Source organism: Humidesulfovibrio sp., assembly GCF_031082295.1.
Classification (GTDB): domain Bacteria; phylum Desulfobacterota; class Desulfovibrionia; order Desulfovibrionales; family Desulfovibrionaceae; genus Humidesulfovibrio.
Genome location: NZ_JAVHLD010000012.1, coordinates 43,840 through 70,279, shown reverse-complemented (window position 1 = coordinate 70,279; position 26,440 = coordinate 43,840). Strand labels below are relative to the sequence as shown.

The 26,440-nt window shown below is 69.6% G+C and carries 23 protein-coding genes, 1 tRNA gene and 1 other RNA gene; 17 read left to right on the top strand and 8 right to left on the bottom strand.

Annotated elements, in window-relative coordinates; all coding sequences use genetic code 11:
* Positions 1 to 12 precede the first annotated feature (12 nt).
* From RDU24_RS08515 to RDU24_RS08505, 3 genes are all read left to right on the top strand, one after another.
* On the top strand, positions 13 to 642 hold the full coding sequence (locus RDU24_RS08515) for a TapB family protein (RefSeq protein WP_308735315.1): 630 nt from the start codon (positions 13 to 15) through the stop codon (positions 640 to 642).
* Positions 643 to 875: 233 nt separating this feature from the next.
* Positions 876 to 2,030 carry a protein-L-isoaspartate O-methyltransferase family protein gene (locus tag RDU24_RS08510; RefSeq protein ID WP_308735314.1) on the top strand — a complete coding sequence of 385 codons (1,155 nt, stop codon included), beginning with the start codon at positions 876 to 878 and terminating at the stop codon, positions 2,028 to 2,030.
* A 140-nt stretch (positions 2,031 to 2,170) separates the two neighbouring features.
* Positions 2,171 to 3,388 (top strand): alpha/beta hydrolase family esterase, encoded by a 1,218-nt coding sequence (locus tag RDU24_RS08505; RefSeq protein WP_308735313.1) that lies wholly within the window; start codon positions 2,171 to 2,173, stop codon positions 3,386 to 3,388.
* Here the strand turns inward: RDU24_RS08505 and RDU24_RS08500 are convergent.
* Positions 3,385 to 4,236, bottom strand: coding sequence for a formylglycine-generating enzyme family protein (locus RDU24_RS08500; protein WP_308735312.1), 852 nt, complete (start codon positions 4,234 to 4,236; stop codon positions 3,385 to 3,387). The genes RDU24_RS08505 and RDU24_RS08500 overlap by 4 nt on opposite strands.
* Positions 4,237 to 4,435: 199 nt before the next feature.
* Here RDU24_RS08500 and RDU24_RS08495 point away from each other — a divergent pair, with 199 nt between their 5' ends.
* The 3 genes from RDU24_RS08495 (at position 4,436) to RDU24_RS08485 (ending at position 7,153) form a co-directional block, all read left to right on the top strand.
* The gene (locus tag RDU24_RS08495; protein WP_308735311.1) at positions 4,436 to 5,146 is read left to right on the top strand and encodes an NAD(P)/FAD-dependent oxidoreductase; all 711 of its coding nucleotides are present in this window, start codon (positions 4,436 to 4,438) and stop codon (positions 5,144 to 5,146) included.
* A 71-nt stretch (positions 5,147 to 5,217) separates the two neighbouring features.
* Entirely contained in the window at positions 5,218 to 6,633 is a 1,416-nt protein-coding gene (locus tag RDU24_RS08490) for a caspase family protein (protein ID WP_308735310.1), read from the top strand.
* Between the two features lie 79 nt (positions 6,634 to 6,712).
* Complete coding sequence (locus tag RDU24_RS08485) at positions 6,713 to 7,153, top strand: PEGA domain-containing protein (protein ID WP_308735309.1); 441 nt, start codon at positions 6,713 to 6,715, stop codon at positions 7,151 to 7,153.
* 110 nt (positions 7,154 to 7,263) lie between these two features.
* Here the strand turns inward: RDU24_RS08485 and RDU24_RS08480 are convergent, their stop codons facing one another.
* Positions 7,264 to 7,479 (bottom strand): hypothetical protein, encoded by a 216-nt coding sequence (locus tag RDU24_RS08480; RefSeq protein ID WP_308735308.1) that lies wholly within the window; start codon positions 7,477 to 7,479, stop codon positions 7,264 to 7,266.
* Between the two features lie 154 nt (positions 7,480 to 7,633).
* On the opposite strand from RDU24_RS08480, the gene selD reads away from it, so the two are divergent.
* On the top strand, positions 7,634 to 8,713 hold the full coding sequence (gene selD / locus RDU24_RS08475) for a selenide, water dikinase SelD (protein WP_308735307.1): 1,080 nt from the start codon (positions 7,634 to 7,636) through the stop codon (positions 8,711 to 8,713).
* On the opposite strand, the gene RDU24_RS08470 is transcribed toward selD, so the two are convergent.
* Both RDU24_RS08470 and RDU24_RS08465 read right to left on the bottom strand, forming a co-directional pair.
* Positions 8,710 to 10,047 carry a deoxyribodipyrimidine photo-lyase gene (locus tag RDU24_RS08470; RefSeq protein WP_308735306.1) on the bottom strand — a complete coding sequence of 446 codons (1,338 nt, stop codon included), beginning with the start codon at positions 10,045 to 10,047 and terminating at the stop codon, positions 8,710 to 8,712. The genes selD and RDU24_RS08470 overlap by 4 nt on opposite strands.
* 129 nt (positions 10,048 to 10,176) lie before the next feature.
* Complete coding sequence (locus RDU24_RS08465) at positions 10,177 to 11,754, bottom strand: sigma-54 dependent transcriptional regulator (RefSeq protein WP_308735305.1); 1,578 nt, start codon at positions 11,752 to 11,754, stop codon at positions 10,177 to 10,179.
* A 144-nt stretch (positions 11,755 to 11,898) separates the two neighbouring features.
* Between RDU24_RS08465 and RDU24_RS08460 the strand changes: the two genes are divergently transcribed.
* The 10 genes from RDU24_RS08460 (at position 11,899) to RDU24_RS08415 (ending at position 21,953) form a co-directional block, all read left to right on the top strand.
* Entirely contained in the window at positions 11,899 to 14,082 is a 2,184-nt protein-coding gene (locus RDU24_RS08460; RefSeq protein WP_308735304.1) for a glycosyltransferase, read from the top strand.
* Positions 14,067 to 15,818 carry a glycosyltransferase gene (locus tag RDU24_RS08455; RefSeq protein WP_308735303.1) on the top strand — a complete coding sequence of 584 codons (1,752 nt, stop codon included), beginning with the start codon at positions 14,067 to 14,069 and terminating at the stop codon, positions 15,816 to 15,818. Before RDU24_RS08460 ends, RDU24_RS08455 begins: the two co-directional genes overlap by 16 nt.
* Positions 15,815 to 16,600 carry a YkgJ family cysteine cluster protein gene (locus RDU24_RS08450; protein ID WP_308735302.1) on the top strand — a complete coding sequence of 262 codons (786 nt, stop codon included), beginning with the start codon at positions 15,815 to 15,817 and terminating at the stop codon, positions 16,598 to 16,600. The genes RDU24_RS08455 and RDU24_RS08450 overlap by 4 nt, the downstream gene beginning before the upstream one ends.
* 4 nt (positions 16,601 to 16,604) lie before the next feature.
* Positions 16,605 to 17,111 (top strand): D-glycero-beta-D-manno-heptose 1-phosphate adenylyltransferase, encoded by a 507-nt coding sequence (rfaE2, locus tag RDU24_RS08445; RefSeq protein ID WP_308735301.1) that lies wholly within the window; start codon positions 16,605 to 16,607, stop codon positions 17,109 to 17,111.
* Positions 17,112 to 17,199: 88 nt separating this feature from the next.
* Positions 17,200 to 17,275 (top strand) — tRNA-Ile (locus tag RDU24_RS08440).
* A gap of 230 nt (positions 17,276 to 17,505) precedes the next feature.
* Positions 17,506 to 18,546, top strand: a complete 1,041-nt coding sequence (locus RDU24_RS08435; RefSeq protein WP_308735300.1) for a Nif3-like dinuclear metal center hexameric protein — start codon at positions 17,506 to 17,508, stop codon at positions 18,544 to 18,546.
* Positions 18,547 to 18,603: 57 nt separating this feature from the next.
* On the top strand, positions 18,604 to 19,332 hold the full coding sequence (locus RDU24_RS08430) for a zinc ribbon domain-containing protein (RefSeq protein WP_308735299.1): 729 nt from the start codon (positions 18,604 to 18,606) through the stop codon (positions 19,330 to 19,332).
* Positions 19,333 to 19,341: 9 nt separating this feature from the next.
* Positions 19,342 to 19,724: RNase P RNA component class A (rnpB, locus tag RDU24_RS08425), an RNA gene on the top strand.
* Between the two features lie 77 nt (positions 19,725 to 19,801).
* Positions 19,802 to 21,064, top strand: coding sequence for a 2-C-methyl-D-erythritol 4-phosphate cytidylyltransferase (ispD, locus tag RDU24_RS08420; protein WP_308735298.1), 1,263 nt, complete (start codon positions 19,802 to 19,804; stop codon positions 21,062 to 21,064).
* Between the two features lie 4 nt (positions 21,065 to 21,068).
* Positions 21,069 to 21,953, top strand: coding sequence for a radical SAM protein (locus RDU24_RS08415; RefSeq protein WP_308735297.1), 885 nt, complete (start codon positions 21,069 to 21,071; stop codon positions 21,951 to 21,953).
* 335 nt (positions 21,954 to 22,288) lie between these two features.
* On the opposite strand, the gene RDU24_RS08410 is transcribed toward RDU24_RS08415, so the two are convergent.
* The 4 genes from RDU24_RS08410 to RDU24_RS08395 all read right to left on the bottom strand — a co-directional run bounded on the left by RDU24_RS08410 (position 22,289) and on the right by RDU24_RS08395 (position 26,438).
* Positions 22,289 to 23,233 carry an ACP S-malonyltransferase gene (locus RDU24_RS08410; protein ID WP_308735296.1) on the bottom strand — a complete coding sequence of 315 codons (945 nt, stop codon included), beginning with the start codon at positions 23,231 to 23,233 and terminating at the stop codon, positions 22,289 to 22,291.
* 38 nt (positions 23,234 to 23,271) lie between these two features.
* Entirely contained in the window at positions 23,272 to 24,618 is a 1,347-nt protein-coding gene (gene radA, locus RDU24_RS08405; RefSeq protein ID WP_308735295.1) for a DNA repair protein RadA, read from the bottom strand.
* A gap of 69 nt (positions 24,619 to 24,687) precedes the next feature.
* On the bottom strand, positions 24,688 to 25,221 hold the full coding sequence (locus tag RDU24_RS08400) for a CBS domain-containing protein (RefSeq protein ID WP_308735294.1): 534 nt from the start codon (positions 25,219 to 25,221) through the stop codon (positions 24,688 to 24,690).
* 92 nt (positions 25,222 to 25,313) lie between these two features.
* The gene (locus RDU24_RS08395) at positions 25,314 to 26,438 is read right to left on the bottom strand and encodes a DUF362 domain-containing protein (RefSeq protein WP_308735293.1); all 1,125 of its coding nucleotides are present in this window, start codon (positions 26,436 to 26,438) and stop codon (positions 25,314 to 25,316) included.
* Between the last annotated feature and the right edge of the window lie 2 nt (positions 26,439 to 26,440).

The following is a 26,440-nucleotide window of genomic DNA, read 5'->3' as shown; positions in this document are numbered from 1 at the left end:
GAGCAGGCACATATGAACAAACTCCTTCACATTGTCCTCGGCGCGCTGGCTGCGCTTCTCGCCGCCGGAACCCTGTGCTTCGCCCAGGATCCTGCCCCGGCCAACTACGCCTTCCCCGCCCCCGGAACCCGCTGGCAAATGGCCGTGAACAACGACGGCAAGCCCAGCCTGGTCACCTCCACCGTCCTTGAGGATGGCGACTACCAGGGCCAGAAGGTCCACCGCGTCTCGATGTCGGACGGCGAGGCGGAACCCAGCATCGACATCCTCGACCTGGACACCGGCAACTGGATCACCACCCTCGTTGGCGGCGTGCCGCACCGTGGCGTCTACGCCAAACCGCACAACGCCCTCTTCTCCTGGCCCCTGACGACGGACAAGAGGTGGCGCGCGGACTTCCTCTACGGTTCCTACGGTCCCCACGAAATGCGCGTCTATGTTGACGCCTATGAAGAGGTCACCGTTCCCGCAGGCACGTTCAAGGCCTACAAGGTGATCGCCGCCGACCCCGCAGGGCGCTGGTACCGGACGACCTACTGGTACGCTCCCTCCATCGGCCTTGTGGTCAAGCGCGAGGACTGGGCCAAGCAGAAGGGCAGGAAACAGTCCGAGCTCAAAGCCTATCGGCTGGTCGCGCAGTAAGCGCGCGCGGCAGCAATACAACACAGCAGAGGGGGCCGGGCGGCCCCCTTTGTTCTGCGTTTCGGCGGGGTGCCGAAGCTCAGAACGCTGCCGCGAACCGGGCGGACCACGGTGTCCCGTCATGAAGCCAAGGGCTTTTTCCGCTGTGGACCCGCCCGCTGCCTGGGGCTTCCCTAGCGGGCAAGAGCCGTGCTATGGCCTAGCGCACCGTCTGAACCGAGGAGCCGCAGCCCATGTCCGTCAGCAAAAGCGTCATGATCTTCTCCGGGTTGGCCGCAGCCACGCTGGTGGCCGGGGCGCTCGTCCTGGCGCTCGACCTGTTCCCGAATCCCTTCGCGGCCCCGGCCTCGGCTCCTGCCCCCGTCCAAAGGGTCAACCAGGTGACGGTCCCGGTGACGACTCCTGCGGAGGCTCCGGTTGAGGCTTTGGTGGGCCCTTCGGCGGAGGCACCCGTGGCCGCCACGCCGCAAGCCGTCCCGGTCCCGCCCGCAACGGTCCTGGCCGCAACGGTCCAGCCCGCAACGGCCAAGGCCGCCGCTGAAATCCCGCTCCCCGGCCCCGGCGAGGCCCAGGCCGCGCCCGTGCCCGGCGGCGGGGCCGCCCTCGCCTGGAAACCCGGCGCACCCTGGAACTTCAAGGCCTACCAGGCCGCCATGCGCCAGTCCGGGCGGGAGTCCGAGCTGTCCGAGAGCGCGTTCGCGGAGCTGCAGGCGCGCAAGGCCACGGCCATGCTGGCCATCGAGAGCTACCTCAAGCGCCGCTTCGGCAAGGCCGACGAGAACGTGCTGCGGGCCTTCCGCGAGCTGCCGCGCGAGTATTTCCACTACGACTACCAGCGCAAGAAGTCCTTCGCCAGCAACTGCTACGAGCCCGCGCCAAAGCCTTGGGCCATCGGCTACGGCTCGGCCCTGTCGGACTATCTGGGGCAGGCGTACATGACCCAGCTCTGCCGGCCCCGGCCCGGCGACACCGTGCTTGAGATCGGCACCGGCTCCGGCTTCCAGAGCTCGCTGTTGTCGCGCATCGTCAAGAGCGTCTACTCGGTCGAGATCATCAAGCCGTTGGGCACGGAAGTGGCCAAGATCTACCAGCCGCTGGGCCTGGACAACGTGCGCACCCGCGTGGGCGACGGCTACTTCGGCTGGCCCGAGGTCGAGGGCGGCTTCGACATCATCATGGTCACCTGCGTGGCCCGCTACGTGTCCCCGGAGCTCTTGAAACAGCTCAAGCCCGAGGGCCGACTGATCGTGCCCATCGGCCAGCCCTTCAAGAAGGGCCAGGTGCTCTACGTGTTCACCAAGGACAAGGCGGGCAAGGTCCACTCGCGCAAGGACATGGGCGTGTTCTTCATCCCCATGACCGGCAAGATCCTGGCAGGCACCCCATAAACGCGCCACGCCCCACGCTCCGGCCCCGGCTCCGGGGTCCGGCCCTCCTGCTGGCGCATGTCCTGGCCCTCACCCTGCTGCCCGCCGGGCTGTGTCGCGCAGCGGAGCCCTCAAGCTCCCGCCAGACCATCAACGACATCGTGGAATCCCTGACCCGCCCGCCCCAGCAGGAGCGGCAGCAGACCGCCACGAGCTTTCCCAAGACCCCGGCCAAGCCGAAGGCCCGGCAGACCGGCCCCACCGCCCCGGCCATGCCCACCGCGCCGGTTGTCCAGACCCTGCCCACCAGCCCTGTGGCGCCTCTGCCCGGCTCGGCCTTTTCCGTCGACGGCCAGGATTCCCGGCCCCGACAGCCCGCCCCCCCCGCGCAGAACCGGCAAGGCGCCGTCCAGCAGGGCTTCGCCGAGCTGCGCCTGGAGCACGACGGCCTGGAGCGTCTGGCCCTGGTGGTCGAGCCGCGGCCAGTGGCGCGCCGGAAGGATCAGGCCGCGCAGCCGCTGCCGGTGGTGATCTTCCTGCACGGCGCGGGCGGCTCCGCGCGGCTGGCCATGCGCCAGACCGGGCTGGCGGCCCTGGCCGAGCGTGCGGACTTCATCGCCGTGTTCCCGGAGGGCCAGGCCACCCCGCAAGGCCAGGAGTACGCGGGCATTCAGACCTGGAACGCCTGGAACTGCTGCGGCTACGCCCGCGACCAGAAAATCGACGACGTGGGCTACCTCGCCGCGCTCATCGGCCGCCTCAAGGCCGACCATCCCGTTGACGCCCGGCGCATCCATCTGGCCGGCTTCTCCAACGGGGCCATGCTGGCCAGCCGCTTCGCCCTGGAGCGCCCGGGCGTCGTGGCCAGCATCGCCTCCGTGGCCGGGAGCCTGCCCTGCGACACCCCGCCGCCCAGGGAGCCTCTGCCCGTGCTCCTCATCCACGGCAACCGCGACCGTGTGGCGCGCTTCGGCCCGGCGGCCGGGCAGCAGCGCAGCGGGCGCCTGTGCGAGGACTTCCCGGCCAACGCCCAGGCGGACTTCTGGGTGCGCGGCCTGGGGCTTTTGCCCAAGGCCAGGAAGGTGGTGGACGGGCGGCAGGTGCGCGCGCGCGTGGAATACTACGGGCCGGAGAACGCGGCGGACAGCAAGACCGGCAGGGCGTCGGTGGAGTACGTCATCGTCAAGGGCGGCGGCCACGCCTGGCCCGGCGGCGAGGCCGTGCGCTTCCGCTACTGCGACCTGCCCACGCCGGACCCCGACGCCACGGCCCTCCTGTGGGAGTTCTTCAAGCGGCAGGCGCGGCCCGTCGGCCCGGAAAAAGCGGCCGCAGTCAAGGCCTCGCCGCAGCGGAAATCAGGGAAGAAGGCCCGGAACTAGGGCTTGCCGGGACTCGGCAAGGCGGAATCTGGCTCGCGCAGCAGGCGCAGGCCCGTGAACTCGTCGCGAGAGTCCGGCTCCAGCTTGCCGCGCATGGCCGTGCGGGCGTCCCGCGCCAGGGTGCCGAAGCTGCCGCCGCGCCTAACGCGCCAGTCCGCCGGAGTCCGGCCGGGATCCACGCAGAGCGGGGCGTCCTTGGGCGAGCGGGCGTAGAAGCCCCGGTCAAAGACATCCTCGCACCACTCGAAGACGTTCCCCATCATGTCGTGCAGGCCCAGGCCGTTGCGGGCCTTGCCCCCCACGGGGTGCGCCCTGCCGCCGGAGTTCTCGTAGTACCAGCCGGCCTCGTTCTCGCTCACCGCGCCGGGAAAGCTCTCCATGCGCCCGCCGCTGCGGGCCGCGTATTCCCACTCGGCCTCGGTGGGCAGGCGGAACGCCCCGCCGCCCCGCGCGGCCGACAGCTCCGTCAGCCTCGCGGCGAACCGCCGCGCCTCCGCCCAGCTCACCAGCGCCACGGGCAGGTCGCCGCCGTCCTTCGCCAAAGGCTGCCCGCCAGGGGCGGCTGCGCCCATGACCTTGGCCCACTGCTCCCGGGTGACCTCGAAGCGGCCCAGCCAGAACCCGCCCACGCAGACCCTGTGCGCCGGGTGCTCGTACAGCTCGCAGTCCTGGGTCCACGGCCCGCAGCCCATGTCGTAGCAGCCGCCCGGCACCCAGGCGAACTCCATGCCCGTGACGGGCTCGCGCATCAGCTCGCCGGGCGTGCGGGCCTGGGCGGTGCGGGCCGCCAACGCCACAAGGAGCGCGCTGGCGAGCGCGCACAGAAACAGAACGTCGGTACGGCGCATCGAACCTCCCGGAATTGGCGCACATGTACCAGAAACCACGGTCGGCCCGCAATGGCCCTGCCTGCTTCCATCCCCCATATATGACTCAAGTCAAGGCGCTCTGCCGCTGTCCGTGCGAGGGTCGACTCCAGCGCCGCGATCCGGCATTCTGGCCTGTGAGCTCAACGGACACGGCAACACATCCACAGCAGGAGAAGCCATGACCATCACCAGAAAGAACCCCGCGCCCAAGGTCAAGGGGGCCATCGCCCAGCGCGGAACAGACTCCTACGCCATCGTGCCGCGCCTGCCTTCCGGGGTCATCACAGCGGACCAGCTGGAAGCCCTGGCCAAGGCCATCCGCCAGTACGACATCCCCATCGCCAAGCTGACCTCGGGTCAGCGCATCGCCCTGGTGGGCATCAAGGCCGACGACGTTCCGGCTGTCTGGGCTGGGCTCGGCATGGGCGAGGGCCGCGCGGTGAAGCACGGCGTGCACTACGTGCAGGCCTGCCCCGGCAACGCGGCCTGCGGCTACGGCCAGCAGGATTCCCTCGGCCTGGGCGCGCGGCTGGAGGAGATGTTCAACGGCCTGGACCTGCCCGCCAAGGTCAAGGTGGGCGTGTCCGGCTGCCCCATGTGCTGCGGCGAGTCCTACGTGCGCGACATAGGGCTGGTGGGCCGCAAGAACGGCTGGACCGTGGTCTTTGGCGGCAATGCGGGGGGCCGTCCGCGCGTGGGCGACGAGCTGGCCGCGGGTCTCGACGCCGACGCAGCCCTGGCCCTGGTGGGCCGGGTGCTCGCGCATTATCGCGACAACGCCAGGAAGTGCCAGCGTACGGCCAGGTTCGTGGAGGCCAGGGGCATCGCCAGCGTTCGCGCTGCGCTGGACCTGCCGGAAACGCTGGCGGAGGCCGCCGCGCAGGATTGATTCCCGCCGCGAATCTGCTATGAACATGGCAGGAGTCCCCGGCCCCAAGCCGCCGGGGGCGGGAGGCGGTCATGAACGCGTCGCGCCTTGCTCTCTGCCTGCTCCTGCTGGCCCTGCTCGCGGCCTGCGTGGGCGTCAAATACTCTGACCAGCCGCTGACGGCGGTGGACCTCACGGAACCGGGCGCGAGCCCCGGAGTGAGCACGCGAGTGCTGGCCCAGGCCAGCGACTGGCGCAACACCGGGGTGTTCGTGAAGCAGGGCGCCGCCTACTCCATCTCGACCAACGGGCGCTGGCGGGCCTGGCCCGGCTGCAAGTGGACCGACGCCGACGGCCTGGACATGTACACCGGCCTGTGCCTGGATCTGGGCGGGTCGATCCTCAGGGGCTGGACACATCAGGCGCTCATCGCCCGCATCGGCGAAACCGGTGTGCCGTTTGGCGTGGGCAAGGCCCTCCAGTTCATCGCTCCGGCGGACGGACTGCTGTACCTGCACATCAACGAACAGGACCGTGGCGTCTGGGACAACGAGGGCTATGTTGACGTGACCGTGGCCCTGGGCGGTCCCCAGGTTACGGGGCTCGCGAGCCAGGCGCCGGGCCTAAGCGTCCCCTCCGTCCCGCTTCAGGCCACGCCGCAATACCCCGGCCTGCGCGCCAAGAAGGCCGCCAGCTCCGGCGGACCCGGCGCGGGCGCGCCGCCATCCACCCTGGCCCCGCAGCCCCTGCCGCAAACGATCACGCAGCCGCCGCTGGCGACAGGTCTGCCCCAGGCGCCGTCCCACCAGGTGCTGGGCAAGGTCGGTCTGCGACGGGTGGCCCTGGTCATCGGCAACGGCGCGTACCCAAACGCGCCCCTGCGCAACCCCGTCAACGACGCCCGCGACATGGCCGCCGCCCTGCGCAGCCTGGGCTTTGAGGTCATCCTGCGCGAGAACGCCTCCCTGCGGCAGATGGAGGACGCCGTGGACGAGCTGTGGACGCGCCTCAAGGCGGGCGGCGCGGGCCTGTTCTTCTTCGCCGGGCACGGGCTGCAGGTGGGCGGGCGCAACTACCTGGTGCCGGTGGACGCGCGCCTCTCCGCCGAGCAGGACGTGAAGTACCGCTGCATGGACGCCGGGCTGGTGCTGGGGCGCATGGAGAACGCTGGCAACCAGCTGAACATCGTCATCCTCGACGCCTGCCGCAACAACCCGTACTCGCGCGGGTTCCGCTCCGCCCAGGAAGGGCTGGCCAAGATGGACGCGCCCAGGGGGTCCATCGTGGCCTACGCCACGGCCCCGGACTCTGTGGCGGCCGACGGCGGCGGCAAGAACGGCGTGTACACCGGCCAGCTCCTCAAGCACATGCGCACGCCCGGTCTGCCCATCGAGGAGATGTTCAAGCGGGTGCGCATCGGCGTGCTGGGCGAGACCCACGAGAAGCAGGTGCCCTGGGAGTCCAGCTCCCTCACCGGGGACTTCACCTTCAAGGAGCTTGCGCGCTAGGCCCGGCAGGGGGCTTGTGGCCCGCGGCGCGAAGGGTTAAATGACGAGCACGCATCCCCAACCAACGACCGGAGGCCCCATGCCGCGTTCCCTGTCTCCCCGCCTGCTCGCAGCCGTTTTCGCCATCGCGCTGCTGGGCGGCTGCGTGACCACCCAGAAGGTTCCCGTGAGCACCGACCCGAGCGGCGCGCTGGTCTACCTGGACGGCCAGCAGATCTGCGCCGCCACCCCGTGCAGCGTGGAGATGGCCACCGGCCAGAACCACCTGCTGACCATCATCAAGGAAGGCTACGGCCAGAAGGACATCCCGGTGCGTCCCGTCGCCGCGTCCGGCGGGGGCTCGGCCTTGAGCCCGGAGATCGTCACCGTGCGGCTGTACAAGCCCGATGAGGTGGACGTGCGCGACACCGGCAAGGTGGTGGACACCGCCGTGGGCATGGGCATCGGCGTGCTCAAGCGCGTGCTGGAGGATGCCGCCAAGAACGCCGAAAAGAACCAGGACCTGGCGCCGGAAAAGTAGCGGCGCCCCCCCCCCGAGGGGAGCGGCCCCAAACGCGCAAGGCCCGGCCTTCCCTGAACGGGAGGCCGGGCCTTGTGGCGTTGGCGTGGCGACGTTTTGCCGGAGGGGCGTTAGCCTTGTTCCTGCCGCCGGAAGGCGAGGTCCGGCAGCATGGCCCAGGCGGGCGCCAGCGGAGCCGGAGCGCAGCGGCGTGCTCCTTTTTCGGGCCCGCGGCCGGGCGCCAGGCGCGTCAGGCAGGCCGCGCACAGGGTGCCGTCCGAGTCCTCGAAGAGATGGTCGGTGCGATTGATATGGTGCCCGCAGGCTGCACAACGATGACGGATCATGGGTGCCTCCCGCGCGACATTGAGCCGCGCTGCCCAGGTCGATGCATCTTGCGTGCCGGGAACAATCTGCCCCGGAAATCAACTATCGAAACTATCTATCGCAGATACACGGATTTCCCTTGGCTGTGCACGCCTGTTCTGGTAGGGATTACCCATGCAGTCATTCTCCGCATTTCCCGCAGCACCGCAAAAAGTCCGGCTGACCCAGGGCGTACGCGCCGCCGGTTGAGCCGCCAAGGTGGCTCCAGGGGACCTGGAGCGGATACTCAAGGGCCTGGTTGTCGGCCAGGACGAACGCATTCTCTCGGGGCCGCGCGGCGGCAACGAGGACGCCGTGGTGGTGCGCTTTCCGCCCGGCATGGCATTGGTCCAGACCGTCGACTTCCTGACGCCCGTGGTGGACGACCCCTTCCAGTTCGGGCAGATAGCCGCCGCCAATTCCCTTTCCGACGTGTACGCCGTGGGCGGCGAGCCGCTGACCGCCATGAACGTGTGCTGCTTCCCGGCGCGCAACATGCCGCCGGAGGTCCTGGGCGCCATCCTCAAGGGCGGGCTCTCCAAGATCCATGAGGCCGGGGCGGTGCTCTGCGGCGGCCACAGCGTGGAAGACCCGGAGATCAAGTACGGGCTGTCCGTGTCCGGCGTCATCGACCCCGACAAGATCGCCACCAACCGTGGGCTAAAGCCCGGTGACGCCCTGGTGCTGACAAAGCCCATCGGCACCGGGGTGCTGGCCACCGCCGTGAAGGCCGGTCGGCCCGGCGCGGAGGCGCTCGAAGCGCTGCTGCTGCAATGGTGCGCCCGGCTGAATCGAGGCGGGGCCGCCGTGATCCGCGAGTTGGGGCTCAAGGCCGCCACCGACGTCACGGGCTTTGGCCTGGGCGGGCACTTGCTGGAGATGGCGCAGTCGAGCGGCGTCTGCGCGGAGCTCGACCTCGCGGCCGTGCCCTTCTTCCCCGAGGCGCTGGAGCTTGCGGCGCTGGGGCTTTTGCCCGGCGGCAGCGTGTGCAACCTGAACCACTACATGCCGCGCGCGCACCGGGCTCCCGGCCTGGACGACCTGCGCGTGGCGCTGGTCTTCGACGCCCAGACCTCGGGCGGGCTCATCCTCGGCGTGTCGCAGGACAAGCTGGCCGATGCCCAGGCCATGCTTGAGGCCTCCGGCGACCTGTCCGTGTGCATCGGCCGCGTGGTTGACTGCCGTCCCGGCGGCCCGTCCCTGCTCCTGCGTTAAAGCCCGATCGACCAGCGCTCCACGAAGGCCGCCACGTCGAACTTCCGGCGCGCGCCGGAGAGCGTCATGCTGCGCACGGTCCCGAACACTGGCCGCTCCGGCCAGGGCCTGTCGTGCACCCCGCCGATGCTCCAGGCCATCCCCGCGTACCCGTTCACGTCGCGGCCATCGAGCGACAGCGCGTCGTTGAGCCGCAGGCAGCGCGCCAGCGCCGTGGCCGCGTCCGGCGACCACAGCAGAATCTGCTTGGCCCAGTACATCCTGAGCCAGCCGTGCATGTGCCCGGTGGCCAGCAGTTGACGCTGGGCCGCGTTCCAAAGCGGGTCCGGCGTATCACCGGCCTCCAGCTCGGCCTCGCTGGCCAGGTGCGGACGCGGGTCGTCCTGGTGCTTTGCCAGCGTGGCCGCCGCCCAGGCCGGGAAGGCCTCCGGCGTGTCGTAGTCCGGGGTGTGCAGGCAGAAATTCTCGGCCAGTTCGCGCCGCACGATGAGCTGCTCCAGAAAACCGTCGCGGGCCTCGGCCGGAACGTTCCTGGCCGCCAGCACTTTGAGCGCCACCCGCTGGGCGGAAAGCTGGCCGAAGTGCAGGTACGGCGAGAGCAGCGAGCAGGCCGGCTCCACCGGCGTGTTGCGGTCATCGGCATAGCGCGGCAGGCCGTCGCGCAGAAACGCGTCCAGGCGGGCCTGGGCAGCGGCCTCCCCCGGCGCGAAGGCTTTGGGTGGCGGGCCGAACTCAGCGCTCAGCGCCTCCCAGTCCGCTCGCGGCAGGGGCGCGTCCCACGCGACCGGGTGCGGCGCCAGGGCCGGGAACTCGTCCAGGAACTCCGGCAGCAGGCGCTGGATCTTTGGCCGCAGGGTGCGGGCCATGTACTCGCGCTTGTCAGAGGCCGCGCGGACGGGAACCACGTTGCGCCCGTCCACCTCCACCACCGGCGCGTCCAGCCTCGGCAGGGCCTCGGCCAGCCAGGCCCGCTTGGGCTTCGTGGGGTCGGCGTCGGTGACCACCAGCCCGGCCCCGACAGACCGCGCGAACGCAGGAATCTCGCGCCCGGGCTCGCCGCGCAGCAGCGCCAGAGGGATGCCGAGAGCCTCCAGCGCCGCCGCAGTCTCCCGCAGGCCACGCACCAGAAACGCGAAATGCTCCGGCCTGGCCTGGCCGAAATGCCGCGCCAGGCAGAACGCCACGCACAACGGCCTGCCGCGCTCCCGCGCCAGTTCAAGCGCGTGCGCCAGCGCCCAGTTGTCGGCCGCGCGCAGCTCGCGGTGCATCCAGTAGACCACTGGGCCATCTTGTTGTGGTCTGCTGTGGATGAGCCTTGCGCGGGCGGGATGCATGGACACTCCTTGGGAAAGAGATGCCTCCGGCGGCCAAATGGGGGGGGTCGGGGGGAAATCATTTCCCCCGGCCGCCGGAGGCTCGGCTCCCGGCGGACTCCAGTGGGGCGGAGCCCCTGGTGCCTGTGCCTAGGCCACTTCCAGGCCCTGTTCGCGATATTCGTTGAGCTTGTTGCGCAGGGTGCGCACGGAGATGCCGAGCAGTTGGGCGGCCAGGGTGCGGTTGCCGCTGGTTTCGTCCAGGCTTTTCAGGATGAGCTGCTTTTCCATTTCGTGCAGGGGCATGACCGAGAGCGCGTCGCGCAGGGTGGCCGGGGGCGGGGCGGAGTCGGCGCTGGCCTGCCCGGTGGGCAGGGGCGCGGGCGCGGCGTCGGCGGGCGTTTCCGGAGCTTCGACGATGTCGATGCCCCAGGTGTCGCCGTCGAGCAGGAAGTGCCGCTGCTGGATGGGGCCGCCCTGGGCGAGCAGCACGGCGCGCTCCATGAGGTTCTGCAGTTCGCGCACGTTGCCCGGCCAGTCGTAGCTGGCCAGCCAGGAGCGGGCGTCCTCGGCGAAGACTTGCGGCCCCATGCCGTAGGCTGCGGCGTATTTGCCGGCGAAATAGTCGGCCAGCACCAGCACGTCGTCGCCGCGTTCGGCCAGTGCGGGCAGGCGCAGGGGGATGACGTTCAGGCGGTAGAACAGGTCCTGGCGGAACTTGCCCTCGCGCACGGTCTGTTCCAGGTCGCGGTTGGTGGTGGCCAGCACGCGCACGTCCACGCCGATGGTTTCCACCCCGCCCACGCGGTCGATCTCGCCCTCCTGCAGCACGCGCAGGAGCTTGGCCTGCAGGGCCAGGTCCATCTCGGTGATCTCGTCGAGCAGGATGGTGCCGCCCTGAGCCAGCTCGAACTTGCCGAGCTTGCGGTTGATGGCCCCGGTGAAGGCGCCCTTCTCGTGGCCGAAGAGCTCGCTCTCCAGCAGGTGCTCGGGCAGGGCCGCGCAGTTGATGGCCACGAAGGGCTCGCGCGCGCGGTCGGAATTGTGGTGGATGAACCGGGCGAACATTTCCTTGCCGGTGCCGGAGGGGCCGCTGATGAGAACCGTGGCCTTGGAGCGGGCCACCTGCCGGGCCAGGGCCAGCACGCGCTGCACGGCGGGGTGCTTGCCGATGATCTGGAAGCGCCCGGCGGCGGATTCCGGCCCGGAGGAGGTGGCCGTGGCCCCTGCGGCGAGGGAGGCGTTGGAGGCCAGGCGCGGCGCGGCGGCGTTCGAGGCCGAGGCGGCGGGGATGGAGGCGTTGGAGAGCACGCGCCCGGCGCTGGCACGGGGGGCGGGCTTGGGCTCGGGCTCCGGCTCGGGCGCGGGTTCGGGCAGCATGAGGCTGATCTTCTCCCAGCCAAGGGGCTCCAGCCAGTAGTCGCGGGCGCCGAGCTCCAGGTATTTCTGGGCTTCCTCGGCGCTGCCCGCGCGCGAGAAGATGACCACCGGCGGCACGTCGTCGCCCTTGGCCGAAAGCTCGGCCAGGCGCGAGAGCAGGGCCTCGGCGGCGTAGCCGGGCAGCGCAGGGCGCGAGAAAATCACCGCCGTGGGGGAACGCTTGAGGAAGGCCATGGCGGAGGTGAGGCCGTCGGCCACACCCGCCTGAACCCCGGCGTCGCGCAGGGCTGGAAAGATGCCGCTGACAGACTGCGGCTCGGCAAGGAAGAGAATCGTCCGCTCGGACATATCTTTGGCTTGTAGCCTTATCCGCGCATATTATCAATAGACGTATGAACGTTCCCGCTGCCGCGCGCCCGCCGAATGTCGTGGTGCGCCGCGCCCTTGCCGGGGTGGGCCGCGTCTGGTAGGCGTTTTGCGAGGGAGTACAGCGTGCCGCACAGCATTCCAGTGTTTTGCTACCACAACGTGAGCCGGACCGACGGCCACACGCCCGAGCGCTTCGAGGAGCACCTGGCGGCCATCCGCGACGCGGGCTACCGGACCATCTCCGCGCGGGAGATGCTGGCCTGCCTGCGCGGGAACGCCCCCGTTCCGGGCAAGGCCTGCGTGCTCACCTTCGATGACTGCCACCTGTCCAACTGGACCATCGCCGCGCCGCTTCTGGCCAAGTATTCCATGACCGGCGTGTTCTTCTGCGTCACGGACTTCATCGGCACGGGCGAAAAGCGCCCCCAGCTCGCCCCGGAGGCCGGAGGCCCGGAGCTGTTGAGCGCCCCGGAGTCCTTCCGCCGCGCCCTGGAGGCCGGGGACGTCTCGCAGTTCATGAACGAGGCCGAGCTGCGAGCCATGGTCCACGACTTCGGCTTCGAGGTGCACGGCCACAGCGCCCGGCACCAGGGCTGCTTCCGCAGCCTCATCCAGACCGGCAGCCAGGCCGACGCCCACGCCCACTGGAGCGCCTGGGGCATTTACACCCCGGCGCAGCGCCAGGGCTGCGAGCCAAGCGCCCTGCCGCAGTTCGAGACCGGCAGCGCCTACGTCTACAACGGCTACTGGCCCACGGAGGGCGGCCTTGAGGCCGGGGGGGGGCTGTACTACCGCCGCCGCTCCGACGCCGAGCGCCGGGCCTTCTGCCTGGAGGACTTCAGGCGCTGCTACGCGCGCATCCGCGAGGTGAACGGCTACGGCGACGAGCAGTATTTCTGCTGGCCCTGGGGCCAGTTCGACGCGCTGTCGGAAGCCTGCCTGCGCGAGGCCGGGTTCACCGCCGCCTTCACCCTGGAGCGCAGCGCCAACGTGTCCGGCACGAATCCCATGCGCATCCACCGGATAGGCGTCGGCAAGAGCAAGAACGGCGCGTGGATCAAAAGCCGCCTGCGCATGTACTCGGGCAGCTTAAGCTCGCGGCTGTTCTTCAAGTACCTGCGCAAGCGCCCGGAAATCGCCAGCGTGCTGTACATGACCGACTCCGAAAAGCTCTCCGGCGGCTCGCGCCAGATGGTCAACAACATCCTCGGCATGCGCGCAAGCGGCCTGCGCGTCACGGCGGTGATCCCGCCCGGCTCGGAGATCGCCACGGCGCTTGTGCCCCTGGCCACCGGCGAAAACCCGGTGGAGGTGGTGGAGTTCGGCGGGTTCAAGCAGTACGTGCGCGCGGCCTCCTTCGTGGCCGAGCTGGCGGCCCGCGTGCAGGCCGATGTGGTGCACACCTTCCACGCCAAGGCCTACAAGAGCGCCGCCCTGGCCAAGGCGCGCGGCGCGCGCTTCAGCCTGTTCGTCAATCGCGGGGTCATCTTCCCGCCCAACACCATCTTCGCGCTGTACTGCCTGGCGGCGCAGGGCGTCACCGTGAACTCGCTCAAGTGCGCGGAGGTGCTGCGCAAATACCAGGTGCCCCGGAACCGGTTGCGGCTGGTGTACAACTCCTTTCTGCCGGAGAACGGCACGCTCCCGCCGGAGCGCCAGCCCCGCAAGAAGCGCGGCGCGCGGGTGCTCTACGTGGGCAATGAGGCCCCCGCGAAAGGCTTCGACGTGTTCCTGCGCGCTGCGGCGGAGCTGGTGGCCCGCGGCGTGCGCGACCTGGAGTTCGTGGCCGCCGGGGTGCGCAACATGAAGCCCTTCGAGGAACTGGTGACGCCGGGGCTGCGCCTGCGCCTGCGCGTGGCCGGACACCTGCCCCACGCGGGCGTGCTGGCCGAGCTGCGGGACGCCGACATCCTGGTGCTGCCCTCGCGCCAGGAGAGCCTGCCCAACGCGCTGCTGGAGGGCTTCGCCTGCTCGCTGCCCGCCGTGGTCACCGAGGTGGGCGGCATGCCCGAACTGGTGCACGACGGCGTCAACGGCTTCGTGCGGGCGTCCGAGGACGTGCCCGGCCTGGCCGACGCCGTGGCGCGGCTGGCCGAGGACCCCGCCCTGCGCCTGCGCATGGGCCGTGTCAACCGGCGGCTGGTGGCCCGGCACCTGGGCAACGCCGCCAAGACCCTCACCCTGCTGCGCACCTATTTCGGCGAGGCACTGTTCGAGCCCCTGCCCATCGAGGACCTGGCCCGGCAGGTGGCGGCGGAGATGTCCCTGTCAGGCCTTGAGGAAGGCGCGCCATGTCAGCACCGCTAGCCCAAAGCCTGACCGGGGCCTGGGACGCCCTGCCTGAGCCCGTGCGGCGGCGGCTGGCGCTCTCGTCCACGGGCTGGCGGCACCTTGCCCAGGCCGGGGCCTTGTGCCTGGGGCTGGCGCGCGGGGCCGGGGAGCCGTCCGAGCACGCGCGCCTGACCGCCCTGGCGGCGGAGCTGGTGCTGTGGGCCTGGGGCGAGAATCCGCTCAGCGGCCCGCTGGCGGCGGAGATCCTGTCCGCCCCGGAGCTGCCGCTGCCCGAGGCCTCCCGCGCCGGCCTCGCCGCCGTGGCGGACAACTGGCGCGTGCCGGAAGCCAAGGACGGAGGCCTGGCCTATTTCGAGCGCCTGGCCAAGCAGCGCGACACGCAGAAGCTGGCCGACTTCCTGGCCGTGCAGGTGCAGAAGGCCCCCACGGCGCTGTTCTGGCGCGAGAAGGCCCTGGCCCTGGCGCTCTACGCCGCAGAGCCGGATGTCCGCGCGGCCCTGGAGACCACGGCGTTGGGCGGTTTGGACGCGGCCCCCGCCCTGGCGCCCGTGGCGGGAACGCTGAAGGCCCAGGCGGCCTTCCTGCGCGGCGACACCGCCGCCTGCTTGGATTCCCTCCGCACGCTCGACGGACTCTTCGGCCCGGGCTTCGCGCCCGCCCGCGCGGGTCTTGCGCTGCTGGCCGCTGGCGACGAGCCCGCCGCCGCCGCGCCCCTGCTGCGCGCCCTGAAGGCCGCGCCCTGGCAGGCCAATCTGGCACAGGTGGCTGCGGACGCGGCAAGCGGCCTGCGCCGGGAGCTCGCGCCCCTGCCCGGGCCTGCGCTCATCATGCTGTACACCTGGAACAAGGCGGCGGACCTGGACGCCACGCTGGCGAGCCTGCTTCATTCCGATCTGCACGGCGCCAAGGTCATGGTGCTGGACAACGGCAGCACGGACGCCACTCCCCAGGTGCTTGACGCCTGGGCCAACCGCGCGGGGGAAAACCTGCTGCGCGTGACCCTGCCCATCAACATCGGCGCGCCGGCGGCCCGCAACTGGCTGGCCGCGACGCCCGAGGCCAAGGCCGCCGACGTTCTCATCTACCTAGACGACGACGTCGCTCTGTCCCGCGACTGGCTGGGACGGCTGGGCGCGGCCCTGCGGCGGCACCCGGAGGCCGGGGTCGTGGGCTGCAAGGTGGCCGACCACCACGCCCCGCACCTGCTCCAGAACGTCGCCGGACACCTGGTCATCCCGGCGGACGCCCCCTGCGATGAAAACGGCGACCGCCCGGACCTGGACTTCCAGAGCCTGACCCCCAACCCCTTCCGGCTTTGCGACGCGCATCTGCAAGGCCCGGACTGGGGCCTGTTCGACTTTGTGAGCCCCTGCGCCTCGGTGACGGGCTGCTGCCACCTGTTCCGGCGCGAGGCGATCCACGCGCCGAACGCCGCTGGCGGCGGTTTCTCCCTGGCCCTCGGCCCCTCGCAGTACGATGATTTCGAGCGTGACCTGCGAATGCTGGATTCCGGCTCCAATGCCGTGTATACGGGGCACTTGAGGGTGGGCCACCGCAAGCGCTCGGGCCTCGCGTCGCAGGCCGAAGCGGCGGGCGCGGGCGCTGCGGGCAACCGCTACAAGATGCAGTGCATGCACCCGCGCCAGGAGATCGCCCGGCACATCGAGGCCCAGGCCCAGCGGCTGGAAGCGCACCTGACGGCGGGCCTGGCCCTGCTCGACACAACCTATTCCGAAGGACCAGACGCATGACCGACTCCAGCCAGCAGTTCTTGAACGAGCACCAGGAGCTCAAGGCGGGCGAGTGCTTCCGCTTCGCCTGCCACCCCGGCGTGTCCTGCTTCGGGGCCTGCTGCTCGGCGCTGGACCTCATGCTCACGCCCTACGACGCGTTGCGCCTCCGCCACACCACGGGCCAGACCTCGCGTGAGTTCATCACCCTTTTCGCCAACCTGATGGCCATGCCGGAGGTGGGCCTGCCCATGCTGCACATGCGCATGCTGGCCGACGCCCGACACCACTGTCCCTTCCAGCGCGAAACAGGTTGCGCCGTGTACCAGGACAGGCCCTCGGCCTGCCGCACCTATCCGCTTGGCCGGGCCACCCAGCGCGACGCCGAGGGGAACGTGGTGGAGCGCATCTTCATGGCGCGCGAGGCCCACTGCCACGGGTTCGACGAAGGCACGGACTTCGACGCCGCGGCCTGGATGCACGACCAGGGCCTTGAGCCATACAACCAGGCCAACGACCGTTATATGGCCCTGGCCGAGGACCTGCGCGCCTTCGAGACGCTCACCGGCCGACATATTGGCCAGAAGCAGCTCGGCATGGCGGGGCTGGCCCTGTACCAGCCTGACGAGTTCCAGCCCTTCCTGGCCCAGTCCGGGCTCATGGACCGCCTGGACATGACCGAGGCCCGCAAGCAGGATGTCCTGGGCGACGAGGAGGCCTGCCTCGACTTCGGCTACGACTGGCTGGAGCTCTCGCTCATGGGCCACACCGAGCATTTGCAGCCAAAAAATTCCAAGAGGTAGACCGATGAACGACGAAGACCTGTTCCACCCGAAACTCATGACCCTGGAAGAGTTCCTGGCCATGCGCCGGGTGCTGCCCGCCGGCTACCGGCTGGTGTTCACCAACGGCTGCTTCGACCTGCTGCACCCGGGCCACGTGGACCTGCTGGCGCGCGCGCGCGCCCTGGGCGACGGCCTCATCGTGGGCCTCAACTCCGATGCCTCGGTCAAGCGCATCAAGAAAGACGCCAAGGGCGCCAGGCGCCCGCTGAACAGCCAGGCCGCGCGCGCCTTTGTGCTGGCGGGGCTGGAGGCCGTGGACTTCGTGGTCATCTTCGACCAGGACACGCCGCTTGAGCTCATCCGCGCCGTACAGCCCCAGGTGCTCATCAAGGGCGGCGACTGGGGCAAGGAGAGCATCGTGGGCCGCGAGGTCGTGGAAAACGCCGGAGGCCAGGTCATGAGCCTGCCGCTGTTGCAGGGCTATTCCACCACCGGACTCATCGAGCGCATCATCAAAAGCGCGCGCTGACCGCGCAGGACCACGGCGCCGGAGGCTGCGGCATTGCGTCTTGACGGCGCTCGGCGCTTCGGATATATAAGTCTGCTCGGACGGACACGGGCCAATAGCTCAGTTGGTAGAGCCCCCGGCTCATAACCGGATGGTCCCAGGTTCGACCCCTGGTTGGCCCACCAGTCAGACCACAGGCCACCGGGCGACAACCCCAGGGGCGCGGGCGGGCCAAGCGGGCCGCGACACCGGCTTCAGCGCAAGGCCAGAACAGACTGGCCAAATCGCAAGGATTGACATTGACCATACGCGCAGCAGCGAAGACGTTGAAACTTGCCGCCCGGACTTGTGCAGGCGATAGCAGATGCTCCCAGGGGGAATCCCTACGGGAGCATCTGCGTTTTGAGGGGGTCGCATGAACGCCGATAAAGTCTTGAGCACCATACGTTCCCTGGCTCCAGAGGCCTTCGCCGCCGACTGGGACAACTCCCGCGTGCAGATCAAGGGCGAGCGGCCCGAGATCAAGAAGCTCGCCGTGACCCTGGACCCGCACCCCGCGAACATGGCTCAGGCCCTGGCCTGGGGCGCGGACCTCGTCATCACCCACCACCCGCTGTATTTCAAGGCCCAGGCGCCCACCCAGGACGGACAGCACCTCACCGTGCTGCGCCAGTTCATGAAGGCCGGGGCCTGGCTCTACACCGCGCACACCAGCCTGGACTGCAGGCCCGACGGCCCGGCCTTCTGGCTTGGCCGCGCCCTGAAGTTGAGCGACTGCGCCAGCATCGAGCCAGTGCAGTCCTTCCCCGCGCGGGAGGTCTTCTTCCAGGCCCCGGCGCGCATCACCGAGCGCGAGGCCCGGCCCCTTTCCGACGCCCCGGGCGTCATCGCCGTGTCCCAGAGCAGCGCCGGGGAAGTGCGCGTCATCTGCGAGGAGCGCGCCTGGGACGACATCGCCGAGCGGCTTGTGGGCATCTTCGGCAAGCGCCCGGAGTTCCTGGTGCGCCGCCTGGAGGCCCCGCTGGAGCGCGTTGGCTTCGGCCAGCTGGGCTCCCTGCCCAAGCCCCTGCCCTACGAGGACTTCGCCAAGCTGCTGGAGAAGGCCCTGTTCAGCGTGCAGCGGCCCTCCGGAGTCATTGGCGGCAGCGCCAAGGGGCTCGCCTGGGCCGAGTGCGGGCCGAGGCCGGAGATGATCCGCCGCGTGGGCTACACCACGGGTTCGGGGGCCTCGCTCATCCCGGCGGCCTTTGCCGCGGGCGCGGACGTGTTCATCTGCGGCGACGTGAAGCACCACCCCGCCATGGAGACGCCGGGGCTGGTCTTCGATGTGGGCCACTTCATCCTGGAGGAAGAGATGATGCGGCTCTTCGCCGGGGAGCTCGGCGCGGCCCTGTCCGGCGTGGACGTGAAATTTTTCGAGGGAAAGAGCCCGTTCGGCTATCGGGTGCTGGCTTAAGGCCAGCAGTCCTTTCGGCCTGGCGGCGTCACAATATTGCAACACTAAGAGGTGCCCATGTATCAGAAACAGATCGAGCAGTTGGTGGTCCTGCAGACCGTGGATGATGAAATCAAGGGTCTGGAGGTCGAGGTCAAGCAGGCTCCGCTCGAGCTCTCGGAACTTGAAGGCCGCCTGGCCCAGCTCAAGGAGCGTCAGGCCCAGGTTCAGGAACGCCTCGACCTGCTGAAAGTGCAGCAGAAGCGCCTTGAGGGCGAGATCGAGGACGACGGGCACAAGATCAAGAAGAGCAAGAACAAGCTCATGGCTGTGGGCAACTCCAAGGAATATCACGCAATGATGCGCGAGATGGACTCCATGGAGAAGCTGAACCGCCTGCGCGAGGAAGAGCGCATCGCGGTGATGGAGGAGTTCACCCGCCAGGACACCGCCATGCAGGAGCTGGCCGCCGAGATGGACGGCCTCATGGAGGGCTACGACGCCAAGAAGGCCACCCTGGACGAGCGCCTGGCCAAGGCTCAGTCCCGCCTGGATGCCCTGGGCAAGCGCCGCAACAAGGCCGGAAAGGTCGTGCCGCCCCCCATCCTGGGCCGCTACGAATTCATCCGTTCGCGCATCGAGCACCCGGTCATCGTCCCGGTCACCGAGGGCATCTGCGGCGGTTGCCACATCAAGATTCCGCCCCAGTCGTACAACGAATTGCAGAAGGGCAAGCAGATCCTCGGCTGCCCCAACTGTCAGCGCATCATTTTCTGGGTGGAACATTCCCCCACGATTCAGGAATAGGTTTCAGCCGGAGTTGGACGGACCGTCGCCGCGGCCCGCAAGGGACGGGGAGGAAAGTCCGGGCTCCGCAGGGCAGAGCGCTGGGTAACGCCCAGGAGGAGTGATCCTCGGCAAGCGCAACAGAAAGCAGACCGCCACGCATCCCTTCGGGGGCGCGGGGTAAGGGTGAAACGGTGGGGTAAGAGCCCACCAGCGGGCGTGGCGACACGCCCGGCTAGGCATGCCCCGCTCGGAGCAAGACCAAATAGGAAGGCAGGCTGGCCCGGCTATTGCCTTCGGGTAGGTCGCTTGAGGTGGTCGGTAACGGCCATCCTAGAGGAATGACGGTCGCCCCTCCGTCCCGAAAGGGACAGGGGGGGACACAAAACCCGGCTTACAGTCCGGCTCCGGCAAGCCGACAATGAACCGGGGGAGGCGCAACCTCCCCCGGCCTCTTTCCCGCAACACCGCCCAGCGAAAGGCCGCCGCCATGCCCAGCAACAGCCCGCATAACTCTGCCGCACCGCTCTGGGCCGTTCTGCTCGCCGCAGGCAGCGGCACCCGCCTGGCCCAGGCCTTGACGCAGCAAGGCGGCGACCCCGTCCGCAAGCAGTATCTCGACCTGAACGGCGCGCCCCTGTTCTGGCAGAGCGCCCGCACCCTCTCGCGCGTGCAGGCGGTCACGGGCCTCGTCTTCGTCTTTCCGCCCCAGGACCTGGAGCGCATGGGCGAGCTGGTGGCCGAACTGGACGCGGCCGAACCCCTGGGCCTGCCCTGGCTCGCCTGTTCCGGCGGAGAGCGCCGCCAGGACTCCGTGCGCCTGGGGCTGGAGTCCCTGCCCGCCGACTGCAAGGCCGTGCTCGTGCACGACTCCGCCCGGCCCTTCGCCACCGCCGCCCTGGCCCGCCGAGTGGCCCAGGCCCTGACCGACGGCGCGCAGGCGGCCATACCCGGCCTCGCCGTCACCGACACCATCAAGGCCGTGGACCACGACAACGTTGTTGTCGACACACCGGACCGCGCGACCCTGCGCGCCGTGCAGACTCCCCAGGGCTTCCTGCTCGCGCCGCTTGCCGCAGCCCACCGCCGCGCACAGGCCGAGGCCTGGGAGGTCACGGACGACGCGGCCCTCATGGAACGCTGCGGGCACCCGGTGCTGATCGTGCCCGGAGAGGAGCGCAACGTGAAGATCACAAACCCCGCGGACCTGGCATTGCTTTCCTCCCCCATGAACGAGGCGAAGCCTCCGCGCACCGGCTGGGGCTACGACGTGCACCGCTACCTCGCCCCCGGCGAGGCCTCCCCCAAGGTGCTCGCCAAGGCGCGGCCCATGATGCTCGGCGGCATCGGCATCTCCGGCGCGCCCCAGGTCATCGCCCACTCCGACGGCGACGTGCTCCTGCACGCCCTCACCGACGCCCTGCTCGGCATCGCCTGCGCCGGAGACATCGGCCAGCTCTTCCCCGACACCGACGACACCTTCGACAACATGCCAAGCGCCGTGTTCGTCACTGAGGCCCTGCGTCGCGTGCGCGCCCTGGGCTACCGGCCCGTCCACGCCGACCTCACCGTCATCGCCCAGGTCCCCAAGCTCGCGCCCCACAAGGCCCGCATGGCCGCGCAGATAGCCCAGCTGCTGGAGCTTCCCGCCAGCGCCGTCAACGTCAAGGCCACCACCGAGGAAGGCCTGGGCTTCACCGGCGAAAAGCGCGGCATCAAAGCCACCGCAATCGTCACCGCCCTGCCGGGGTAACAGCATGACGCTCCTGGGCGAAGACCTCGAAGGCCAGGTCATCCGGCCACCGGCCGAGGCCGAAAGCATCCTGCTTCAGGTCACCCTGGGCTGCTCCCACAACAAGTGCGACTTCTGCCCGGCCTACAAGGGCAAACGCTTCGCCATCAAGTCCCCCGAACGAATTCGCGCCGCCCTGGATTACGCCGCGCACCATTTTGCCGATGTCCGCCGCCTGTTCCTCTGCGACGGCGACGCCCTCATCTTGCCCCAGGAACGCCTGGAAGACCTGCTGACCGACATCCGCCAGCGCCTGCCGCAAGTCACGCGCATCAGCACCTACGCCAACGCCAAGGCCCTCTCCCGCAAGACCGAGGCCGAACTGGCCCGCCTGCGCGCCCTGGGCCTCTCCACCCTGTACCTGGGCCTGGAGTCCGGCGACGACGAAACCCTCGCCAGCATGCACAAATGGGGCGACGCCGAGGAACACCTGCGCCAGGCCGCCAAAGCCAAGGCCGCGGGCCTGAAGCTCTCCGTCACCGTGCTGCTCGGCCTGGGCGGCCAAACCCGCGCCCGCGAACACGCCGAGGCCACCGGCCGCGCCCTCTCGCGCATGGACCCGGAACAGGCCGCCGCCCTGGCGCTCATGATCGTGCCCGGCACCCCCCTGCACCAGCGCCTGCTCGCAGGCGACTTCACCCCGCAAAACGACCAGGGCCTGCTGCAGGAACTCGCCTGGCTACTCGAAACAACCAACCTCACCAGCGGCCTGTTCTTCTCCAACCACGCCTCCAACCCCCTGCGGCTCAAGCTGCGCCTCCCACGCGACAAACAGGCCGGACTCTCCCTCATCCACAACGCCCTCGCCGGACAAACACCCCTCGTCCCGCACGCCTACCGCCGACTGTAGCCGGAAGCCGGGCCTGGGATGCCTCCGGCGGCCTGGGGCCTGAGGCCCCCGGACCCCCCGTAGGGCCTAGGCCTGGGTGGCTGGGGCGGATGCCTCGGTTGCGCTGGGCGTCGGCAATGTGCGCGGGTTTTTTGTCGAAGACGACAAAAAGCCCCGCGCACGGTTGGCCCCGTTTCTTGAGAGAGAAAGGCACTCTCTCGTGGCTGACCCCCCGAAAGCCGAAAGGGCTGTCTCAGGTTCCTCCTGAGACAGCCCTTTCGGCGCAATGGGGCGTCCTGAGGGCCTCAGGCCCTCAGGTGGGGGTCCAGGGGGCAACGCCCCCTGGGGTGCAGTATTTACAGGTCCGTGGCGCTGTCCATGTTGCCGGCGCTTTGGGCGATGATATCGTCTTTGCCTTCGAGGTTTTGCGGGGCGAGCTTGGTGAGCACGTTCTTGGGTCCGAGTTCCACGAACCGGCGCGCGCCAGCGGCGTAGAGCGACTGCATGGTGGTGGTCCAGAGCACGGAGGAGGTCATCTGCGCCTTGAGCAGGGTCTGGAGGATGCCGGGGTCGCTTTCGGGCTGGCCGGTGACGTTCATGCACACTGGGAATTGCGCGGGTTGCCAGCGCAGGTCGTCCAGCACCTTGGCGAAGGCGTTGGCGGGCTCGCTCATGAGCGGGCTGTGGAACGCGCCGCTGACGGCCAGGGGCACGGCGCGGCCCTTGGCTTCCTTGACCAGGGCGCTGGCGGCGTCCAGGGCGGGCTTTTCGCCGGAGAGCACATACTGCGCCGGGGAGTTGTGGTTGGCGATGCGCAGGAAGGCGCCGGACTGCTTTGCGGCCTTGTCCACGATCTGCTCGACGGTGTCGAGGGGCAGCTTGACCACGGCGGCCATGCCGTGTCCTTCCTTGCCCGCGCCGGCCATGAGCGTGCCGCGTTCGCACACGGCCTTGATGACATCCTCCACGCCGAGCACTCCCGCTGCGGCCAGCGCGGCGAACTCGCCCAGGCTATGGCCCGCCGCGCCGATGACAGGGTAGGCGGCGGTCTTGGGCTTGGCTGTCAGCCACAGGCTCACGTTGACGACGGTGAGCGCGGGCTGAAGCGCCTTGGTGTCGCTCATCTCCGGGGCCGGGGTGGCGCCTTCGTCACCCCAGTAGATTTCGCGCAGCTTGATGCCGGAGATCTTCTCGGCGAGTTTCCAGAGGTCCATGGCGGAGGACTGGGCCTCGGCCACGTCGCGGCCCATGTTCAGCTCCTGGGAGCCCTGGCCGGGGAACAGAAAGGCGGTGGGAAGCATGCGTGTCTCCTTGCGAATGAGGGTAGTTGGAAGGGGGATCAGCCTTGGGCCTTGCCGAACAGGGCCCGGCGAAGGTCTTCCAAGGTCTTGCAGGTGCCGGAGTGCAGCAGCGGGCCGTAGCCCAGCCGTCCGGCCTGCTTCAGTCGCGTGTCGTGGCCGCTGACGGGCCGCACGTGGCCGTTCAGGTCCAGTTCGCCCCAGAAGGCCGCGCCCTCGGGCAGCGGCGCGTCGTAGAACGAGGACAGGACCGACGCGGCCAGGCCCAGGTCCAGGCCGGGGTCGCGCAGGGCCAGGCCGCCGCCCTGCTTTACGTAGATGTCGTTTGAGCCCAGCGGCAGGCGCAGGCGCTTTTCCAGAACGGCCAAGAGCAGGTGCAGGCGGTTGTTGTCGAACCCGAGCGCGGCGCGGCGCGGGATGGCCAGGAAACTTTTGGTGGCCAGGGCCTGGATCTCCACGGCGAAGGGCCTGCGCCCGTCCATGGCCACGGAGACCGCCGCGCCGGAGAGGCTGGCGTCGCGCGCGCCCAGAAAGAACGTCGAGGGGTCGTCCACCACGGACAGGCCCTTCTCCTCCATGGTGAACACGAGCAGTTCGTCGGAAGGGCCGAAGCGGTTCTTGAGCACGCGCAGCACGCGCGAGTAGTCGCGGCGGTCGCCCTCCAGGTAGAGCACGGTGTCGACCATGTGTTCCAGCAGTTTGGGCCCGGCGATCTGGCCGTCCTTGGTGACGTGGCCCACCAGCACCAGCGTGGCCTGGGAGCGCTTCACCGCCTCCACCAGCTCGCCGGAGACCGTGCGCACCTGGCTCACGCTGCCGGGGATGCCCTCGGCGCGGGGGCTGGCCAGGGTCTGCACGCTGTCGGCGATGATCAGGCCCGGCGCGCTGCCCATGTCGGCGATGGCGGCAAGGGCCTCGTCGGCGTTGTTGGTGGCAAGCGCCATGAGCCCCGGCCCCAGCAGGCCCAGGCGTTCCGCCCGCCCGCGCAGTTGCGGCAGCGATTCCTCGCCCGAGACGTACACCACCCGGTTGCCCTGGGAGGCCTGGAGCGCCGCCAGTTGCAGCAGCAGCGTGCTCTTGCCCACGCCGGGCTCGCCGCCCAGAAGCAGCGCCGCGCCAGGCACCAGGCCGGAGCCGAGCAGGCCGTCCAGCGCCGGAATACCTGTGGGCCGCGCCTTGGCCGTCTCGCCGCGCAGATCCTCCAGGGCCTCCGGCCCGGCCAGGGCCGCCGCGCGGGAACGCGAACCGCCGCCGCGCGCGCTGAAGCCGCCCACCGGAGTTGCGGCCTTGACCGTGTTCCACTCGCCGCAGCCCACGCACTGGCCCGTCCAGCGCGGACTGTGCGCCCCGCAGGCCGTGCAGACAAATTCCTCGCGTTGTTTCGCCATGCGCAGCCTTATGCCCGCTTTGCGCCGCGTTGACAACGTGGGGGGCATCCCGGGCAATTCTGCCGCGGCCTAGCCGATGAAGAATTCGCTGGACGTCTCGAAGAGTTGCTTGGAGTCCTTCTTGAGTTCGAACAGGTCGGGGTCGCGCAGGATGTTGTCGAGCAGGCGGATGAGCACCCGCCGGGTGACTTCGCCCACGAGCACGCCCGCGCCGTCGACCACGGGCAGCGCGGTGACGCCGCGTCCGCGCAGGAGCAGGCGCGCGTCGAGGAAGAAGCTTGAGGCGCGCACGGTGGGCAGGTCGGTGCGCATGAGATCGCGCACGGGCCGGCTCTTGTTGGTCTGGAGGATGTCCTTGACCTTGTGGATGACTTCGGGCTCGCTCAGCGCGCCGTTTTCATGGCTGTCTACCAGCTCTGGCGGCAGGAACAGCCCGAGCAGTTCAAGCATGGTGACGACCCCCACAAGCACGCCGTCCTTGTCGACCACGTACGTGTAGCGCGAGCGGTTTCCGGGGTTGGCGTACCACTCGATGAGCCGCGAGACGGGCTCGTCCGGGCCGACGCGGGTGGGGTCGTGGCGCATGATCTGTTCGATTCGCATGGCGGAACACCTCCAGTGTTGCGAATCGCGCCCGGGGGGAGGGCCGATTGTGTCCGTATTCTGCGCCAGTAGCGCGAACGCGTCAAGAGCGGCTACAGGGCGATGAGCTCGTATTTCCTGCTGCCCAGGCCCAGGGATTCGGCGTAGTCCAGGCCCATGGAGGGCGGCAGGCTGGGCCTGAGCGCCAGGAACTTGTCCTGCCCGGCCTTGAGCCCCGCCGGGAGGTGGCTTGGCCACAGGGGCTCGGCCTTGTTCACTAGGTCGATGCCGGCCTGGTCGATGGCCACGGGGTCGAAGGAGGCCAGCACGCCGATGTCCGGGCAGATGGGTGAGTCGGAGAAGCCCATGCAGTCGCAGTCCGGGGTGACAGAGGTGACGAAGGTGATGTGCAGGCTGGGCTTGCGGCGCGAGAGCAGGAGCGCGGCGGCGTATTCCATCATGCGTTCCAGGAAGGCCTGCACGTCGGTCTGCCAGTTGATGGTGAGCCCTCCGTTCTTGCAGGCCAGGAAGCAGGCGCCGCAGCCCCGGCAGGCGTCGAGGTTCAGCAGCACGTGCTTTTTCCCGGCCAGGCCGTCGGCCAGGGCCAGGGCCTGGGCCGCGCAGATGCCCACGCAGGCGCCGCAGCCCTTGCAGGCGGCCTCATCCACCAGGGGGCCGGTGGTGAGGTGCTGGAGCATCTTGCCCTGCTTGCTGGCAGCGCCCATGCCGATGTTCTTGAGCGCGCCGCCGAACCCAGCCAGCTCGTGTCCTTTCAGGTGGTTGATGGAGACGAGCAGGTCGGCCTCGGCGATGTCCGCCGCGATGTATGCCTCGGCGAAGTGCTTCCCGCCGGGCACCGGCAGGGCCACCTGGGAGCCGCCCTTGAGGCCGTCGGCGATGATGACCGGCGCGCCCAGGAGCAGCGGGTCGTAGCCGTGGCGGGCGGCCTGCATGGCGTGGCTCACGGCCTCGCCGCGCTGGCCCACGTAGAGGGTGCTGGCGTCGGTCAGGAAGGGGCGCGCCCCGGCGCGGGAAAGCTCGTCGAGGATGGGCCGCACCATGAGCGGCTGCACATGGCCGGTGACGCCGCGCTCCCCGAAGTGGATCTTCACCGCCGCGAGGTCGCCGTCCGCGACGTGCGCGGCGAAGCCCGTGCGGCCGAGCAGCTTCTTGATGCGCTCGGCGTAGGGGGCTTTCATGCTGGCGCGCAGGTTCCAGAAATAGACTTGGCTGGCCATGG